This is a genomic window from Vibrio sp. SCSIO 43133, assembly GCF_023716845.1.
In the GTDB taxonomy this organism is placed as follows: Bacteria; Pseudomonadota; Gammaproteobacteria; order Enterobacterales; family Vibrionaceae; genus Vibrio; species Vibrio mediterranei.
The window spans coordinates 121,663-136,764 of the sequence record NZ_CP068024.1; the positions used below are offsets into that span (position 1 = coordinate 121,663).

Annotated in this window: 13 protein-coding genes; 9 read left to right on the plus strand and 4 right to left on the minus strand. The window is 44.0% G+C overall.

The window, feature by feature from the left end; genetic code table 11:
- A complete protein-coding gene (locus JKJ11_RS00615) occupies positions 1–762 on the minus strand; it encodes a TatD family hydrolase (RefSeq protein WP_252038628.1) in 762 nt (253 codons plus the stop codon).
- Positions 763–904: 142 nt separating this feature from the next.
- Between JKJ11_RS00615 and hemB the strand changes: the two genes are divergently transcribed.
- From hemB to spfP, 4 genes are all read left to right on the plus strand, one after another.
- On the plus strand, positions 905–1,942 hold the full coding sequence (hemB, locus tag JKJ11_RS00620; RefSeq protein ID WP_006072195.1) for a porphobilinogen synthase: 1,038 nt from the start codon (positions 905–907) through the stop codon (positions 1,940–1,942).
- Positions 1,943–2,034: 92 nt separating this feature from the next.
- Positions 2,035–2,463, plus strand: a complete 429-nt coding sequence (locus tag JKJ11_RS00625; RefSeq protein WP_252038629.1) for a GNAT family N-acetyltransferase — start codon at positions 2,035–2,037, stop codon at positions 2,461–2,463.
- Between the two features lie 651 nt (positions 2,464–3,114).
- A complete protein-coding gene (polA, locus tag JKJ11_RS00630) occupies positions 3,115–5,913 on the plus strand; it encodes a DNA polymerase I (RefSeq protein ID WP_252038630.1) in 2,799 nt (932 codons plus the stop codon).
- A gap of 193 nt (positions 5,914–6,106) precedes the next feature.
- Positions 6,107–6,154: a small protein SpfP gene (gene spfP / locus JKJ11_RS26140; protein ID WP_438356636.1), complete on the plus strand. Its 48-nt coding sequence runs from the start codon at positions 6,107–6,109 to the stop codon at positions 6,152–6,154.
- Between the two features lie 401 nt (positions 6,155–6,555).
- Here the strand turns inward: spfP and yihA are convergent, their stop codons facing one another.
- Positions 6,556–7,215 carry a ribosome biogenesis GTP-binding protein YihA/YsxC gene (yihA, locus tag JKJ11_RS00635; protein WP_031493055.1) on the minus strand — a complete coding sequence of 220 codons (660 nt, stop codon included), beginning with the start codon at positions 7,213–7,215 and terminating at the stop codon, positions 6,556–6,558.
- 195 nt (positions 7,216–7,410) lie between these two features.
- On the opposite strand from yihA, the gene JKJ11_RS00640 reads away from it, so the two are divergent.
- The 3 genes from JKJ11_RS00640 to dinF all read left to right on the plus strand — a co-directional run bounded on the left by JKJ11_RS00640 (position 7,411) and on the right by dinF (position 11,035).
- Positions 7,411–8,028: a c-type cytochrome gene (locus JKJ11_RS00640; protein ID WP_031493056.1), complete on the plus strand. Its 618-nt coding sequence runs from the start codon at positions 7,411–7,413 to the stop codon at positions 8,026–8,028.
- Positions 8,029–8,780: 752 nt separating this feature from the next.
- Positions 8,781–9,593 (plus strand): class I SAM-dependent methyltransferase, encoded by an 813-nt coding sequence (locus tag JKJ11_RS00645; RefSeq protein ID WP_038165398.1) that lies wholly within the window; start codon positions 8,781–8,783, stop codon positions 9,591–9,593.
- Positions 9,594–9,688: 95 nt separating this feature from the next.
- Positions 9,689–11,035, plus strand: a complete 1,347-nt coding sequence (gene dinF / locus JKJ11_RS00650) for an MATE family efflux transporter DinF (protein WP_124940503.1) — start codon at positions 9,689–9,691, stop codon at positions 11,033–11,035.
- A 43-nt stretch (positions 11,036–11,078) separates the two neighbouring features.
- On the opposite strand, the gene sthA is transcribed toward dinF, so the two are convergent.
- Complete coding sequence (gene sthA, locus JKJ11_RS00655) at positions 11,079–12,479, minus strand: Si-specific NAD(P)(+) transhydrogenase (RefSeq protein ID WP_038228742.1); 1,401 nt, start codon at positions 12,477–12,479, stop codon at positions 11,079–11,081.
- A gap of 395 nt (positions 12,480–12,874) precedes the next feature.
- Between sthA and fabR the strand changes: the two genes are divergently transcribed.
- Positions 12,875–13,516: an HTH-type transcriptional repressor FabR gene (fabR, locus tag JKJ11_RS00660; RefSeq protein WP_006075522.1), complete on the plus strand. Its 642-nt coding sequence runs from the start codon at positions 12,875–12,877 to the stop codon at positions 13,514–13,516.
- Positions 13,516–13,887 (plus strand): YijD family membrane protein, encoded by a 372-nt coding sequence (locus JKJ11_RS00665; protein ID WP_006075523.1) that lies wholly within the window; start codon positions 13,516–13,518, stop codon positions 13,885–13,887. The genes fabR and JKJ11_RS00665 overlap by 1 nt, the downstream gene beginning before the upstream one ends.
- 71 nt (positions 13,888–13,958) lie before the next feature.
- Here the strand turns inward: JKJ11_RS00665 and trmA are convergent, their stop codons facing one another.
- A complete protein-coding gene (trmA, locus tag JKJ11_RS00670; protein ID WP_006075524.1) occupies positions 13,959–15,068 on the minus strand; it encodes a tRNA (uridine(54)-C5)-methyltransferase TrmA in 1,110 nt (369 codons plus the stop codon).
- Positions 15,069–15,102 lie beyond the last annotated feature (34 nt).

Below are 15,102 nucleotides of genomic sequence, written 5' to 3' on the forward strand. Positions count from 1 at the left end.
TTATAATTTAAATAGTGATTTAGCATTTTGTGTAGTGATGTCCAAGATCTGCTGCTCACTCATAGTTCGAACGTCTGCGATACGCTTTAAGACTAACTCAGTGTAAGCCGGTTCATTTCGCTTACCACGATGTGGGACGGGCGCTAGGTAAGGACAATCTGTCTCAAGAATCACCCAATCTAAGTTCAATTCTGGAATCACTTTGTCCATGCCGGAGTTTTTGAACGTTGATACGCCACCAAGACCAAGATGAAAGCCGAGGTCATTAATGGCTTTGGCTTCATCCAAGTTACCGCCAAAACAATGGAATACGCCAGAAAGGTTGCCATCTTGCTCACCTTTTAGCAGAGCTAGGGTTTCTTCAATTGAGTCTCGGGTATGGACAACAACTGGCAAGTCGAGCTCTTTCGCCCAGTTTAGCTGGGTAATAAAAGCGCGTTCTTGTTCCGCTTTATAGGTCTTGTCCCAATATAGATCTATGCCTATTTCACCAACGGCGATAAAGTTGTGCTTTTCAAACCAAGAGTAAATGGTTTTTAAGGTCTGCTCGACGTCGCCATCCACGTAGCAAGGGTGAAGTCCCATCATTGAGCGACACACCTCTGGGTAGGCGGCTTCGGTGGCCAGCATGGGCTCAATAGACTCTAAATCGATGTTGGGTAACAGGATATGTTCGATGCCCGCAGCGCGAGCTCGTTGTACGACTTCGTCGCGATCGTTATCAAATTCTGTAGCGTAGATGTGAGCGTGTGTATCTATCATAGTCGCGTCATTGTAGTTTCACTGATCAAATAATAGGTTGAGTATATCGTTTCTGATTTAGCATTTTCCAATTTTACTACTAGCATGATGAAACAAGAGTGATATGCTTGGTTTTCGCATTTGTCCAGACAAGGAGAGAAAGGTGTCTGTATCGATTCAAGGTCAATTCCCAGCACGACGTATGCGCCGTATGCGCAAGCATGATTTCAGCCGACGTTTGATGGCGGAGAATAAAGTGTCGGTGGATGATTTGATCTATCCAATGTTTATTCTTATGGGGAAAAACCGCAGAGAGACGGTAGATTCTATGCCGGGTATTGAGCGTCTATCTATAGACTTGATGCTGGAAGAAGCGGAATATTTGGCTCAGCTTGGCGTTCCTGCCATTGCTCTTTTCCCAGTCGTCACCCAAGACGCGAAAAGTCTTTGTGCAGCTGAGGCTCACAACCCAGAGGGTTTGGTGCAACGTGCAGTGCGCCTACTAAAACAGAATGTACCCCAAATGGGTGTGATTACCGATGTGGCGCTCGACCCGTTTACCACGCATGGTCAAGATGGCATCATCGATGAAGACGGCTATGTGCAAAATGATGAGACGACAGAAGTACTAGTCAAACAGGCGTTATCTCATGCAGAAGCTGGTGCGGACGTGGTTGCCCCATCAGACATGATGGATGGGCGTATTGGTCGAATTCGTGAAGCGCTTGAAGAAGCTGGCTATATTCACACGCAGATCATGGCTTACTCTGCAAAATACGCGTCAAATTACTACGGTCCATTCCGAGATGCCGTTGGTTCCGCTTCGAACTTGAAGGGCGGGAATAAGAAAAACTACCAAATGGATCCAGCTAACAGTGATGAAGCCTTGCATGAAGTAGCAATGGACATCAATGAAGGCGCAGATATGGTAATGGTGAAGCCAGGTATGCCTTATTTGGATGTGGTGCGTCGTGTACGAAGTGAGCTACAAGTGCCGACTTTTGCTTATCAAGTGTCCGGTGAATATGCGATGCACAAAGCTGCGATTCAAAATGGCTGGTTGAAAGAGCGTGAGACAGTCTTAGAGTCTTTGCTTTGCTTCAAGCGTGCTGGCGCAGATGGTATTCTTACTTACTTTGCTAAAGATGTCGCGGAGTGGTTAGCTGAAGAAAATGGTCAAGCAAAGACCTTCTTGAAATAGTTAGCTTAGATTAGCGACATTCTTGAGTGTGAAAAGCCGGTTGTATAAACCGGCTTTTTTGGTTTTGCCAATAACAGTTAGGAGTGAATGATATGTTGGTTCGTGAAGGAACGCTTGAAGAGGTGGTGAGTATCGTTGAACTTATCGAGGAATTTGCTCACAAAGAAACCATCGAAAGCCTGCAAGCACGCTTGAATGGCCACAAGCATCTGATATTAGTGGCAGAAAAAGCGGGAGTCTTGCTGGGCTTTAAAATTGGCTATCAGATTGATGAGGCTAATTTTTATAGCTGGTTCGGCGGAGTCTCTCCTGTGGCAAGAAAACAGGGTGTTGCTCAAGTTCTGATGGAGTGCCAAGAACGCTGGGCGAAGCAACAAGGTTACCAACACATTACGGTTAAATCGCGTAATCAGTTTCCATCCATGTTAAGGCTGCTGATAAAAAACGGATACTTTATCTATGATTGTGAGCCGAAGCAGTTAGTGATTGAAACCAGAATTAAGTTCATTAAGTATCTGTAAAATATAAATAAATGGAAGATGGGTGATGGTAATAAAAATTTAATGAGAAAAATTCTCAATTAGTTGTTGACGATTTAAATGAGAATGATTACTATTAACTCGTCCTAAGGAAAAAGGTTCTGATTACTTCAGTCGCACTAGTGACCAGATTTCAATCAAGCTTGGTTCTTTTTGACACGACATTGCTCACATTGCTTCCAGTGTATTTATAGCTTTTTGGTCGGTTAGATGTACTCAGATAATGAGATAACCTCCTCCTATTTTTGCTAGGCGACATCCATGATGTCGCTTTTTTTCTGTCTGGTGACTGAGTATTATTTGAGCGGTTATAAATAGAACATAATTCTGCAACGATTGCTTTCTGTAAAAGAAGGTTTTCCACATGGCGTGATCCTGAAAGGATCATAGTTATACATGTAGATCTGAATATATTTACATATAAAACAAAGGCTTAATTTAAAGTTTTTGTTCTTTTTCAGTTATCCACTTCGATTTAAAACAACTATATAAACAGACTTATCCACAGAAGATGATGTCATAATCGCCAATATTATTCTTAAGCTGTGTATATAGCCAGTGAAAGGTCGTGGCATAGTGCAATGAGACGTGGCATTCTTATAGCTTATAACCTGCAATCTTGGATAATTAGACATGGCTCATATACCAGACAACCCACTGATTCTCATTGATGGATCTTCCTATCTTTACCGAGCTTTCCACGCCTACCCAGAAACGATGAGCAATGGTGAAATACCAACCAATGCGGTTTACGGTGTAGTGAACATGCTGAGAAGCATGATGCGTCAATTTGCTTCTGAGCGAATTGCGGTGGTGTTTGATGCGAAAGGTAAAACTTTCCGTGATGATATGTATCCGGAATACAAGGCAAACCGTCCTCCAATGCCTGATGATTTGAGATGTCAGATTGAGCCTCTGCATAATGTGATTAAAGCAATGGGTCTGCCATTGATCTGTGTACCAGGCGTGGAAGCGGATGACGTTATCGGTACGCTGGCACATCAAGCATCGCAAGCAGGTATGCCTGTGCTTATTAGCACGGGTGATAAAGATATGGCTCAGCTTGTGGATGATAATGTTACGCTGATCAATACCATGACCAACGTAGTGATGGATCGAGAAGGTGTGGTAGAGAAGTTTGGTATTCCTCCAGAGCTTATCATCGATTATCTCGCTCTAATGGGCGATAAAGTGGATAACATTCCAGGTGTCCCTGGCGTCGGCGATAAAACCGCGACGGCATTGCTTCAAGGCATTGGTGGGATCAAAGATCTTTATGAACGCTTAGATGATATCGCACCGCTTGGTTTCCGTGGCTCTAAAACCATGGCTAAGAAACTTACAGAGCATAAAGATAATGCAGTTTTGTCTTATGAGTTAGCGACGATTAAGCTTGATGTCGAGTTAGACTGCACACCAGAGTCTCTTCTAAAGCAGCAACCGAACGTGGATGAACTGACAAAATTGTACGGTCAGCTTACCTTTAAGTCATGGTTAAATGAGCTACTTGAAGGTGGTACTGGTGAAGTTGAAGCAGTGGAGAGCGCAGCAAGAAAAACCACCAGTGCATCTCAAAGTGATGAACAATCTGCGATGGACACGTCACAAGTCACCATTGATCGCAGTGCCTATGAAACCATCCTGACTGAAGAGAGCTTTAACAGTTGGTTAGAGAAACTGAAATCTGCTCCTGTTATCGCTTTTGATACTGAAACCGACAGCCTAGATTATATGGTGGCGAACCTTGTTGGTCTGTCATTTGCGATTGAAGAAGGGGTGGCGGCATATGTCCCTGTAGCTCACGACTATATTGGTGCGCCTGAGCAGCTTGATCGTCAGTGGGTTTTAGAACAGTTGAAGCCGCTATTAGAAGATGATGCTATTGCTAAGGTTGGACAAAACCTAAAATACGATGCCAGCGTACTGGCTCGTTACGATATTGAGCTTAAAGGCATCAAGTTTGACACTATGCTAGCGTCTTATGTCTACAACAGTGTTGGTGGCAAGCATGATATGGATAGCCTTGCTCTGCGTTTCTTGCAACATAGCTGTATCTCTTTCGAACAAATTGCAGGTAAAGGTAAAGCGCAGCTCACTTTTAATCAGATCGATCTTGAGCAAGCATCACCTTATGCTGCAGAAGATGCTGACGTGACCTTCCGACTCCATCAGCGTTTGAATGCAGAGCTTGAGAAGAATGAAGCGCTGAATCGTATCTACCAAGATATTGAAGTACCACTGGTGCCAGTTCTGTCTCGTATTGAACGTACGGGGGTACTGATTGATGATATGTTGCTAGGCGCGCAGTCTCAGGAAATTGCAGCAAGACTGGATGAGCTGGAACAAAAGGCGTTTGAGATTGCCGGACAAGAGTTCAACTTAAGCTCGCCAAAACAGCTTCAAACCATTTTCTTTGAGAAGATGGGCTTACCTGTAATCAAAAAGACGCCATCCGGTGCGCCTTCTACTAATGAAGAAGTGCTACAAGAGCTAGCGCTTGACTATCCATTACCAAAGCTGATTTTGGAATACCGTGGGTTGGCTAAACTGAAGTCGACTTATACTGACAAGCTTCCTAAGATGATCAATCCAGAGACTGGCCGTGTTCATACGTCATACCACCAAGCCGTAACGGCGACCGGCCGTTTGTCGTCGACTGATCCAAACTTGCAGAATATTCCAATTCGTAATGAAGAAGGACGCCGTATTCGACAAGCGTTTATTGCGCCGCATGGGTGGAAGATTCTTGCAGTCGACTATTCTCAAATTGAACTACGAATCATGGCTCATCTGTCTGGTGACAAAGCGTTATTGGATGCGTTCAAAAATGGCAAAGATATTCACGCGGCAACGGCGGCAGAGATCATTGGTGTCGATATTGATCAGGTGACCAGTGAACAACGTCGCCGTGCAAAAGCGATTAACTTTGGTCTTATCTATGGCATGAGTGCATTTGGCTTATCTAAGCAGTTGGGTATTCCTCGTGGGGAAGCACAACAATATATGGATACCTATTTTGAGCGTTATCCAGGTGTGATGCAGTACATGGAAGACACGCGCTCGTTGGCTGCTGAAAAAGGTTACGTGGAAACCATCTTTGGTCGTCGTCTACATCTACCAGAAATCAAATCGCGTAATGGTATGCGTCGTAAAGCAGCGGAGCGAGCGGCGATCAACGCGCCTATGCAAGGTACTGCTGCAGATATCATCAAGAAAGCGATGTTACTCGTTGATGAGTGGGTGCAAGCGGAAGGTGAGGGTAAGGTTAAGCTTCTTATGCAAGTACACGATGAACTGGTATTTGAAGTGGAATCGTCATCTTTGAGCGAAATTGAAAGTAAAATACAAAAATTGATGGAATCAGCAGCAGAGCTTGATGTTCCATTGGTTGCGGAAGCTGGTCACGGTGACAACTGGGATCAGGCTCACTAGACAATTTTTGAGCAATTTGAGCAAATTAACATGAGCCAGCGCACAGTCGTTGGCTTTTTTTTGTCATTAAAAAAGTTTTTATATCTAAAACAGTTATGTCTATTAACAAAACTTTCATGAAAAAAAACTACAAAAACGGTTTCATTTTCTGATCAGTTGTTGTACATTAGGACGCGTAGGGTACAGAGGTAAGATGTTCTATCTTTCAGACCTTTTGTTTCACGTTATTGGATTAGGCTGATTCAGCCGCCCCAGTCAGTATTTGACTGGGGCGTTTTTTCTTGTGGCAAAGAAAATTTCTCTACCGCATCATCTCTTAAACGCCTTGTCATTTTTCTTCTGTTTTGACGCCCATTTACCATCCAATTTGTAATTTAACGACCTTCACAGTATTGATAATTTACACATAGAACTAAGCCATCTTTAGAGGTTCATAATTCAGGTATAACTATATGAAAAATAAAGATTAGGATGGGTTTTGTTACGAGAGGTATTTGGGGTGGTAGAGAAGACTAGCTCACATTTTGCGTGGTAGGCAATTGAATTATCAACGGACTTGATAGATTCTTTTTGCAAACAATAACTAAATCTTCTCTCTCCCATTGCCCTGCCAGGATGGCGGGGCGTTTTGTTTCTGGAGGCTTACTCTTCGATATCGTCGTTGATATCGTCTTCTAACATTTCAAATGCTGGAGCAAACCAAGTATCAAGTTTGCTGCGCAGTTGGTCGACACCAATTCCTTTCAAAGAAGAGAACGCATCTACTTGAACATCGCCACCAAAGGCCAGCGCAGCTTCACGAATTTTAAGCACTTGCGCTTTACGAGCACCGCTCTTTAGTTTGTCTGCTTTAGTCAGTAGCACTTGTACTGGAATATGAGATTCTACTGCCCATTGAATTAGCTGTTGGTCGAGATCTTTCATTGGGTGTCTGATGTCCATTAGGACCACAAGACCTTTTAAACATTTGCGCTTCTGTAAGTACTCACCCAGTGACTTTTGCCATTTCTTTTTCATTTCTAGGGGTACTTGAGCAAAGCCGTATCCTGGTAAGTCAACGATATGACAACCTTCATCAACCTTAAATAAGTTAATAAGTTGAGTACGGCCTGGAGTTTTACTGGTTTTAGCCAGAGCTCTTTGGTTCGTTAGACGGTTTAGTGAACTCGATTTACCTGCATTGGAGCGTCCTGCAAACGCGATTTCGATTCCTTCATCTTCTGGCAAGTGACGAATATCAGGTGCACTTGTTATGAAATGCGTGTTTTGATAATGAATTTTTACGCTCACTGTTAACTCCATCTCGACTTTGTGTAGTCGATTGATTACTTTTTTGTGAAATTGTGTAAAATAACCGTGCTCGGCATATGGCCACACATTGTACCATGAACGGTATTAATTGCCCGTGTTACCTCACTTTGTCCTTTTGGCACCATTCTGTTGGGTTTCGCGAGGCGTGTAGTGGTACTGGAAGCTTGATAATTATAATGGAATGTCATGAAAAAATTAGCGCTAATCTTGAGTCTTGTAGTCAGCTGCTCAGTATGGGCCCAAGGCGATATTGAAGCTGGTAAAGCAAAATCCCAAACCTGTGTTGCGTGTCACGGAGCTGATGGTAACAGTCAGTTAACCATGTACCCTAGCATTGCTGGTCAACACGCCAAATATATTGAAAAACAACTAAAAGATCTGAAACTCGGTATGACGAGTAGTGGTAAACAAGGTCGTTACGATCCTGTGATGAGTGGTATGGCAATGCCGCTATCTGAGCAAGATATGGCGGATCTTGCTGCGTATTACTCTTCAATGCCTCTAGCACCAAACAGTACCCCTGAGAATGTCGTTGACCAAGGTAAAGTACTTTACATGGCTGGTGATGCAGAACGTGGTATTACGGCTTGTATTGCTTGTCACGGCCCTCGTGGTAACGGTACAGAACTTTCTGGTTTTCCTAAAATTTCTGGTCAACACGCTGAATATGTTAAAGCTCAGTTAGAGAAATTCCGCAGTGGTGACCGTGCTAACGATATGAACGCTATGATGCGTGATATCGCTAAGAAGCTGAATGATGATGATATCGACACCCTATCTAAGTATGTAGGCGGTCTACACTAATCCAATTCAACGTTGCAACAACTTAGCAGCCCAACAATAGTTTCTTTACGCCAAACCGAGCGAACAATGCCCCTTCGAATGAAGGGGCATTGTTGTTTTTGGTGACTTATCTCACGAGTTGCTCGTTAAGCGTGTTGCTCTCATTGTTCTACTTGGCTGATGAGGTTGTGAGATATTTGCCATACTTGCTGTCACTAAACTGCCAGTAACTAAATTTAAGTGTTTGAAATTAATGATTTTTGTTCATTCTTCTGTAAAGGCAACATGAAAAAAGCGCTCTGCAGGTTGTTTTCAATCCTCGCTCGGGTAAATTGTTCCTTGTCGACAGAAAGTAGGCACAGGGATTTCAGACCAAGATGGTTTTCAAGGATGTCTAACTAGGAAGGTTAGAAGAAACACAACGGATTGGCTTGTACTAGGAGTACAGGCGGATAAGGATGGTCAACTTTTCTCAGGATGAGAACTTAAACGGACAGGGTTTAGGAAGAACTCGCGCAAATGGCTTTGCTAGGGAACGCGAAAACGCATCAGGATGATGACAAACAAGAATTAGCAGTGGAAGCACAAATAACAAACGGATATTTGTGAAGCATCAAAAGATGCTAACAGTTTCGCCGTATGGCGATAGAAAGCGACAGGTCTTCCTGTCGCTTTTTTTACGTTTGCTCACAAGATAAATGACATTAGTTATCATTTGTCTTGTGAAGTTAATTGATATCGATTATCATTTGCACTCTTTCGGAGGGTGGGAAATGAAAAATCAAACGAGTCGTGAGTCAGAGCATTTTGATGTGCCAACTAAGTTGCTTCGACCTCTTTGGTTTCGAAGTCGCGAAAGCCTATTAGATGATGGCATTATTTATGACCCTATTGCAGCTCATGCTTGCCGTCGTTGTCATCTCGCTCCCGATTGTCTCACCGGTAATGTAGATCAAAGTCAGCTTCTCCATGCCACTCTGACACAAATTTGTGATCTTCAAGTAAAGCGCTTTCTCGAAACCAACCCTGATGGCTGGGTTATCAACGTTGGAGCTCGGCTCGATACCCGATTTTATCGCCTTGATAATGGTCGTTGTCATTGGGTTGAAGTAGATACCAATGAACACCTTGTTTGGCGACAACGATTGTTCCATAAAAGTGAACGTTATCAATTAAGGTGCGGATCTATTGATGATATGAGCTGGCTACAATCTTTATCGGTTCCAAATGACAGACCTGTACTAGTGGTTTGTGAGCAAGCACTACTTGAAAGAAGAGAAAACCGCATTGCACACTTTATCCAATCGATCGGTTGCTATTTTCAACATGCTCAGGCGTGTGTGGTGTTGGCCGGTGATTTGACGACCTCGCGGTTGGGTAAAAGGATGGGAGGCGAGCGTTATCAACATGGTCTGCGCCGCCCAACTCAGAAATTGCTGAATTGGTTGCCGTGGATTCATAAAGTGTCACTCCTTTCACCCATCGACCAACATTGTCAGCGCTGGTCTAAGTGGCAACGTATTATCGCCAAGCTGCCACTTTATAAGCATCGATTAACACCGAACGTGATCAATATTGAATGGTAGGAGTAGGAACCTAGGGTCAATTAACGCTACTATAGCCCCAACTATTTTTTAACCACCACCATAGTTTCTATGGTGGTGTTGTTTTTGGGGTCTGCGTGTTTCGACAATATTTCTCTACTCTGTCTAATATTGAACTTCATCGCCGTGTCTTGCTATTAGCCATTCCCATGGTGCTTTCGAATATTACCGTGCCGCTTCTGGGGTTAGTGGATGCCGCAGTTATTGGTCATTTAGAGCATTCTTGGTATCTCGGAGGCGTGGCACTCGGTAGCACGATGATCAGTGTGACCTTTTGGTTACTCGGCTTTCTTAGAATGTCGACAACTGGGCTGACAGCTCAATCTTTTGGTGCTCAGGATAATCGGCAGCTCGCCTTAGTATTTTTGCAGGGAACACTGATGGCGTTGGGCTTTGCGTTGGCATTTTTATTGCTGCACAGCGTCATCGCCGACCTTGTCTTCTCATTGAGTAGTGCTAGTGAGGATGTGAAATACTATGGTCACCAGTATTTTTCGATCCGTGCTTGGAGTGCGCCTGCGTCACTACTCAACTTTGTACTACTGGGTTGGTTACTGGGTACACAAAATGCCAAAGCACCGATGTGGATGGTAATCATCACCAATGTAGTCAATATTGTGCTTGATGTTCTATTTGTCATCGGCTTGGGCTGGAAAGTCGAAGGGGCGGCGTTAGCATCTGTGATCGCCGATTACTCGGGTTGTGCTTTCGGACTTTGGTGCGTATGGCGTACTTGGAGTCATCGTCAGTTGCCTGCTATACGCTCATTGCTGTCCGGTGTCGCAAGTGATATTGGTCGTTTTGTAAAACTGAACCGAGATATTTTCTTACGCTCTCTTTGCCTACAAGCGACGTTTAGCTTTATGACCTTCCAAGGTGCGGCTTTTGGTGATGACATTGTGGCTGCTAACGCTGTGTTGATGAGCTTTTTAATGATCATCTCTTATGGCATGGATGGTTTTGCTTATGCGATGGAAGCCATGGTCGGTAAGGCGATCGGTGCAAAGAGTCGAACGGCGCTAACCGAGTCGCTGCTTGCTACCTTCTTCTGGAGTTTGATTATTTGTAGTGGTCTGACGGTGGTCTTTATGGCGTGGGGCAGTAATTTGATTGGTTTAATTACCAGTATTCCCGATGTCCAACAACAAGCGATGGTGTTCTTACCTTGGTTGATTGCTATGCCTTTGGTGTCGATGTGGTGTTTCTTGTTTGATGGCATCTTTATTGGAGCCACTAAAGGTCGAGATATGAGAAACAGCATGTTTGTTGCGACCTGTAGCTTCTTTGCCATTTTCCACATAACAAGTGGAATGGGTAATCATGCACTTTGGTTAGCCATGCTGAGTTTTATGGGAATGAGAGGCTTTGGGTTAGCCATGATCTTTTTGCATCAATGGCGCAGCAAAACCTTCCTCGAAGCATAAAAAAGGCGGCTATCAAGCCGCCTTTTTTTACTTTCGTTAAACACTAGAATAAGCGATTCAAACCATTAAGCGCCGCTACGCGGTAGGCTTCAGCCATGGTTGGATAGTTAAAGGTCGTGTTAACAAAGTACTCGATGGTATTTGCTTCGCCTTTTTGCTCCATTATCGCTTGGCCGATGTGGATGATTTCCGCAGCACGCTCACCGAAACAGTGGATACCTAAGATTTCTTTGGTTTCGCGATGGAACAAAATCTTCAAGCTTCCCACGTCTTTGCCAGCAATCTGAGCTCGAGCAAGATGTTTAAACGATGAACGCCCTACTTCGTAAGGGACTTTTGCTTCGGTAAGTTCTTGCTCTGTTTTACCGACAGAACTGATTTCTGGAATGGTATAGATACCTGTTGGAATGTCTTCAATCAGTTTACCGTCTGCTTCACCTTGCGTGATGGCTTGGGCGACGAAACGGCCTTGGTCATAAGCTGCACTAGCCAAACTAGGGTAACCAATTACATCACCCACGGCATACACGTGGTCAACATCGGTTTGATAGTTACTATCGACTTTCAGTTGTCCACGAGAATCAGCACTTAGGCCCACTGCAGATAAGTTTAACGCGTCAGTATTACCCGTTCGGCCATTTGCATACAGTAAGCAGTCAGCGCGCATTTTCTTCCCTGAGTTCAGATGAATGATGACGCCGTCTTCGGTCCCTTCTATTTTGGCGTAGGTTTCATCATTACGAATCATCATGCCGCTGTTCCAGAAGTGGTACGACAGTGAGTCAGACATTTCATTATCTAAAAATGCCAGCAGACGCTCGCGAGTATTGATAAGGTCTGTTTTGACATCTAAGCCACGGAAGATCGAGGCGTATTCACAACCAATAACCCCCGCACCGTAAATAATGATGTGCCTTGGGTCATGTTCTAGTGACAATATAGAGTCGCTGTCGTAGATACGAGGATGGGTAAAGTCAACATCGTCTGGGCGATAAGGTCTAGAGCCTGTCGCGATAACAAATTTATCGGCCGTGTAGGTATCGACGGTGCCGTCAGTTTTCGTGACTTCCAGAGTATTTGAATCGACGAAGCGAGCCGTGCCAAACAGTAACGTACACTCATTTCGGTCATAGAACCCTTGGCGCAGTCGAGTTTGCTTATCTATCACGGTTTTGGCATGACCAAGAATATTAGAGAAGGTAGAGTGGAGGCTGGTGTTATTGCCACAGAACAGTGGGTTGCTGTTGAACTCGATAATACGGCTGACCGCATGTCTGAGTGCCTTTGATGGGATAGTGCCCCAGTGAGTACATCCACCACCAACGCTGCTTTCTTTTTCTATGATGGCAACGTTCAGTCCTGCTTTAGTCAGTCCCATAGCAGCACCTTCACCACCGGGTCCACTTCCTATCACGATGGCATCAAAATGTTTGGAGCGACTCATAGTGTATATCCTCGTTGTACCTAACTGCATCACGCAAAAGACCTCCAGTTAGGCTTGCCTATTTAGGCACAACAGCAGGCATTGCGGCGTTAACATTGCTTAAATTCTTGTTAGCGAGATTCTAACGGATTATTAACCTTGGTAAACCAAGTTGCCGTGATAGGGTGTGAAAGATCACGAGATTTGTCTTAAGTTGCCATACCTTATGTGGTTTAGCCTTTGTAAGCTGCCAATTTTATAGAATATGTTGAGTTGCAAAGTGAAGTGAGACTTACAAAGTGTTTTATTAAAAATCCTTTTGCATAGGCTTATACAAACAGGCTATTCGCGCTATATTACCAGCACTCCCTCAATTACCGTATGAATGGTAGTCAACAAGTAAACCTAGGTAAAACATGAAATCAATGGGTATCCGTGCACAACAAAAAGAGAAAACGCGTCGTTCATTGATCGATGCTGCTTTTAGCCAGTTAAGTGCTGATCGCAGCTTTTCAAATTTGAGTTTACGCGAAGTGGCACGAGAGGCTGGTATTGCACCAACGTCCTTTTATCGTCACTTCAAAGACATGGATGAGTTGGGACTCACCATGGTAGATGAAGGAGGCTTGTTGCTGAGACAATTGATGCGACAAGCGCGCCAACGTATTGTCAAAGAAGGTAGTGTGATTCGTACTTCGGTTGAAACCTTTATGGAGTTCATTGAAAGTAGTCCTAACGTTTTTCGATTATTGTTGCGAGAGCGTTCGGGTACATCATTTGACTTTCGAGCCGCAGTCGCTCGTGAGATCCAGCATTTTTCAGCAGAATTAACCGAATACCTTGTGAGCACGGGCATGGACCGTGATGAAGCAATCGCTCAGGCTGAAGCTTCGGTTATCTTGGTATTCAGTTCTGGTGCTGAAGCACTCGATCTTAATAAGAAAGAAAGATATGAACTGGCAGAAAGGTTAATTGTCCAACTTAGGATAGTTGCCAAAGGCGCACACTGGTATCGCAAAGAACGTGAAAGAAACCGTCAAAAAGAAGGGTTGAACTAATGTCCAATGAAGTATCCTCCGAAAGCCGTAATAGCGGTAAGAAAACCCTAGTGCTAGCACTTATCGCTGGTATGTGTGGTAATGCAATGTTGTCTTGGCTAACTGTTAGCGAAGTCGCATTCTCTATTTTCCCTCTGATAGCTCTTGTTCTATCTGTTCAAGCGCTATATCAAGAGTACCTAAAGAACCCAATTCCAGAAGACTTCCCGATGGTAGGTTTGGCTGCGTTTTTTGTTGGCGCATTTGGTCATTCGGCTTTCACTAAAGCCCAGTACCCAGATGCCGGCTCCAACTTCTTCGCGATCATCGTTGTATTGGTTCTACTGTTCTGGATTGGTAAGAAACTTGGCTACATTATGAAAGAAGCCTAATAGGTATTATTAATGTCCGCGAATAAAAAACGAGCCGCTTGGGCTCGTTTTTTTGTTTATGCTGTGGCGGATTACGCTTTACGTTCTAACAACACACCGGCTTCGATGTGATGAGTAAACGGGAACTGGTCGAACAGCGCAAATCGAGTAATAGTGTGAGTTTCACTTAGTACATCTAAATTGTCTTTCAGTGTTTCTGGGTTGCACGAAATATACAGAATACGTTGGTAACCTTGCACCATTTTACATGTATCAATATCCATACCAGCGCGCGGTGGGTCGACAAAAATCGTGTTGCAGTTATAGCTTTTCAAATCGACATTCTGTTGCTGTAGACGGCGAAATTCACGCTTTCCTTCCATCGCTTCAGTGAATTCTTCAGCAGACATTCGAATAATTTGTACATTATCAATCTTGTTTTCAGCGATATTGAATTGTGCCGAGTCAACTGAAGGCTTGGCTAACTCTGTCGCGAGAACGCGTTCAAAGTTTTGCGCCAATGCAAGTGAAAAGTTGCCATTACCGCAGTAAAGCTCCAGCAAGTCACCTTTGCTTTCTTGGGTACAGTCCACCGCCCATTCCAGCATTTTCTGAGCCACGGGACCATTTGGCTGAGTGAAGCTATTCTCTACTTGTTGGTAGTGGTATGGCTGACCATTTACATGCAAGGTTTCTAGCACATAGTCTTGGTCTAAGACGATTTTCATCTTACGAGCACGGCCAATGAGGTTGAGTTTGAACCCCTCATCATTAAGGCGTTGCTTGAGGGCTTTTGCTTCTGCTTTCCAAGCATCATCTAATTGACGGTGATACAGCAACGAAACCAGAATTTCACCACTGAGTGTAGAGAGAAAGTCTACTTGGAATAGTTTCTTACGCAGAACGTCATTACCTTTCATTGCATCCATAAGCAATGGCATCAAATCGTTGATGAGGCGGCTTGCTGCTGGAAATTGGTCAACGCGATACTTTTCACGAGTTTCTTGATTGAACATGATGTAATACATGTCCTCTCCTTCGTGCCAAACGCGGAATTCTGCACGCATGCGATAGTGCTTCTCTGGAGAAGTAAATACTTCGAGTTCAGGAGCAGAATAAGGCGCCATCATATCGATCAATCGTTGAGATTTTTCTTCGAGCTGAATTTGGTAGCCTTCTGGTGTGAAGTCGAGATTTGCCATTGTGGTTGCCTATCGTCGGTAATGAGTTTTTAAA

Coding starts and splice junctions, on each gene's coding strand:
- JKJ11_RS00665 (WP_006075523.1), top strand. CDS start 13,516: ATGTCCAATGAAGTATCCTCCGAAAGCCGTAATAGCGGTAAGAAAACC.
- JKJ11_RS00645 (WP_038165398.1), top strand. CDS start 8,781: ATGAAAAATCAAACGAGTCGTGAGTCAGAGCATTTTGATGTGCCAACT.
- trmA (WP_006075524.1), bottom strand. CDS start 15,068: ATGGCAAATCTCGACTTCACACCAGAAGGCTACCAAATTCAGCTCGAA.
- sthA (WP_038228742.1), bottom strand. CDS start 12,479: ATGAGTCGCTCCAAACATTTTGATGCCATCGTGATAGGAAGTGGACCC.
- fabR (WP_006075522.1), top strand. CDS start 12,875: ATGAAATCAATGGGTATCCGTGCACAACAAAAAGAGAAAACGCGTCGT.
- JKJ11_RS00615 (WP_252038628.1), bottom strand. CDS start 762: ATGATAGATACACACGCTCACATCTACGCTACAGAATTTGATAACGAT.
- JKJ11_RS00640 (WP_031493056.1), top strand. CDS start 7,411: ATGAAAAAATTAGCGCTAATCTTGAGTCTTGTAGTCAGCTGCTCAGTA.
- yihA (WP_031493055.1), bottom strand. CDS start 7,215: ATGGAGTTAACAGTGAGCGTAAAAATTCATTATCAAAACACGCATTTC.
- JKJ11_RS00625 (WP_252038629.1), top strand. CDS start 2,035: ATGTTGGTTCGTGAAGGAACGCTTGAAGAGGTGGTGAGTATCGTTGAA.
- polA (WP_252038630.1), top strand. CDS start 3,115: ATGGCTCATATACCAGACAACCCACTGATTCTCATTGATGGATCTTCC.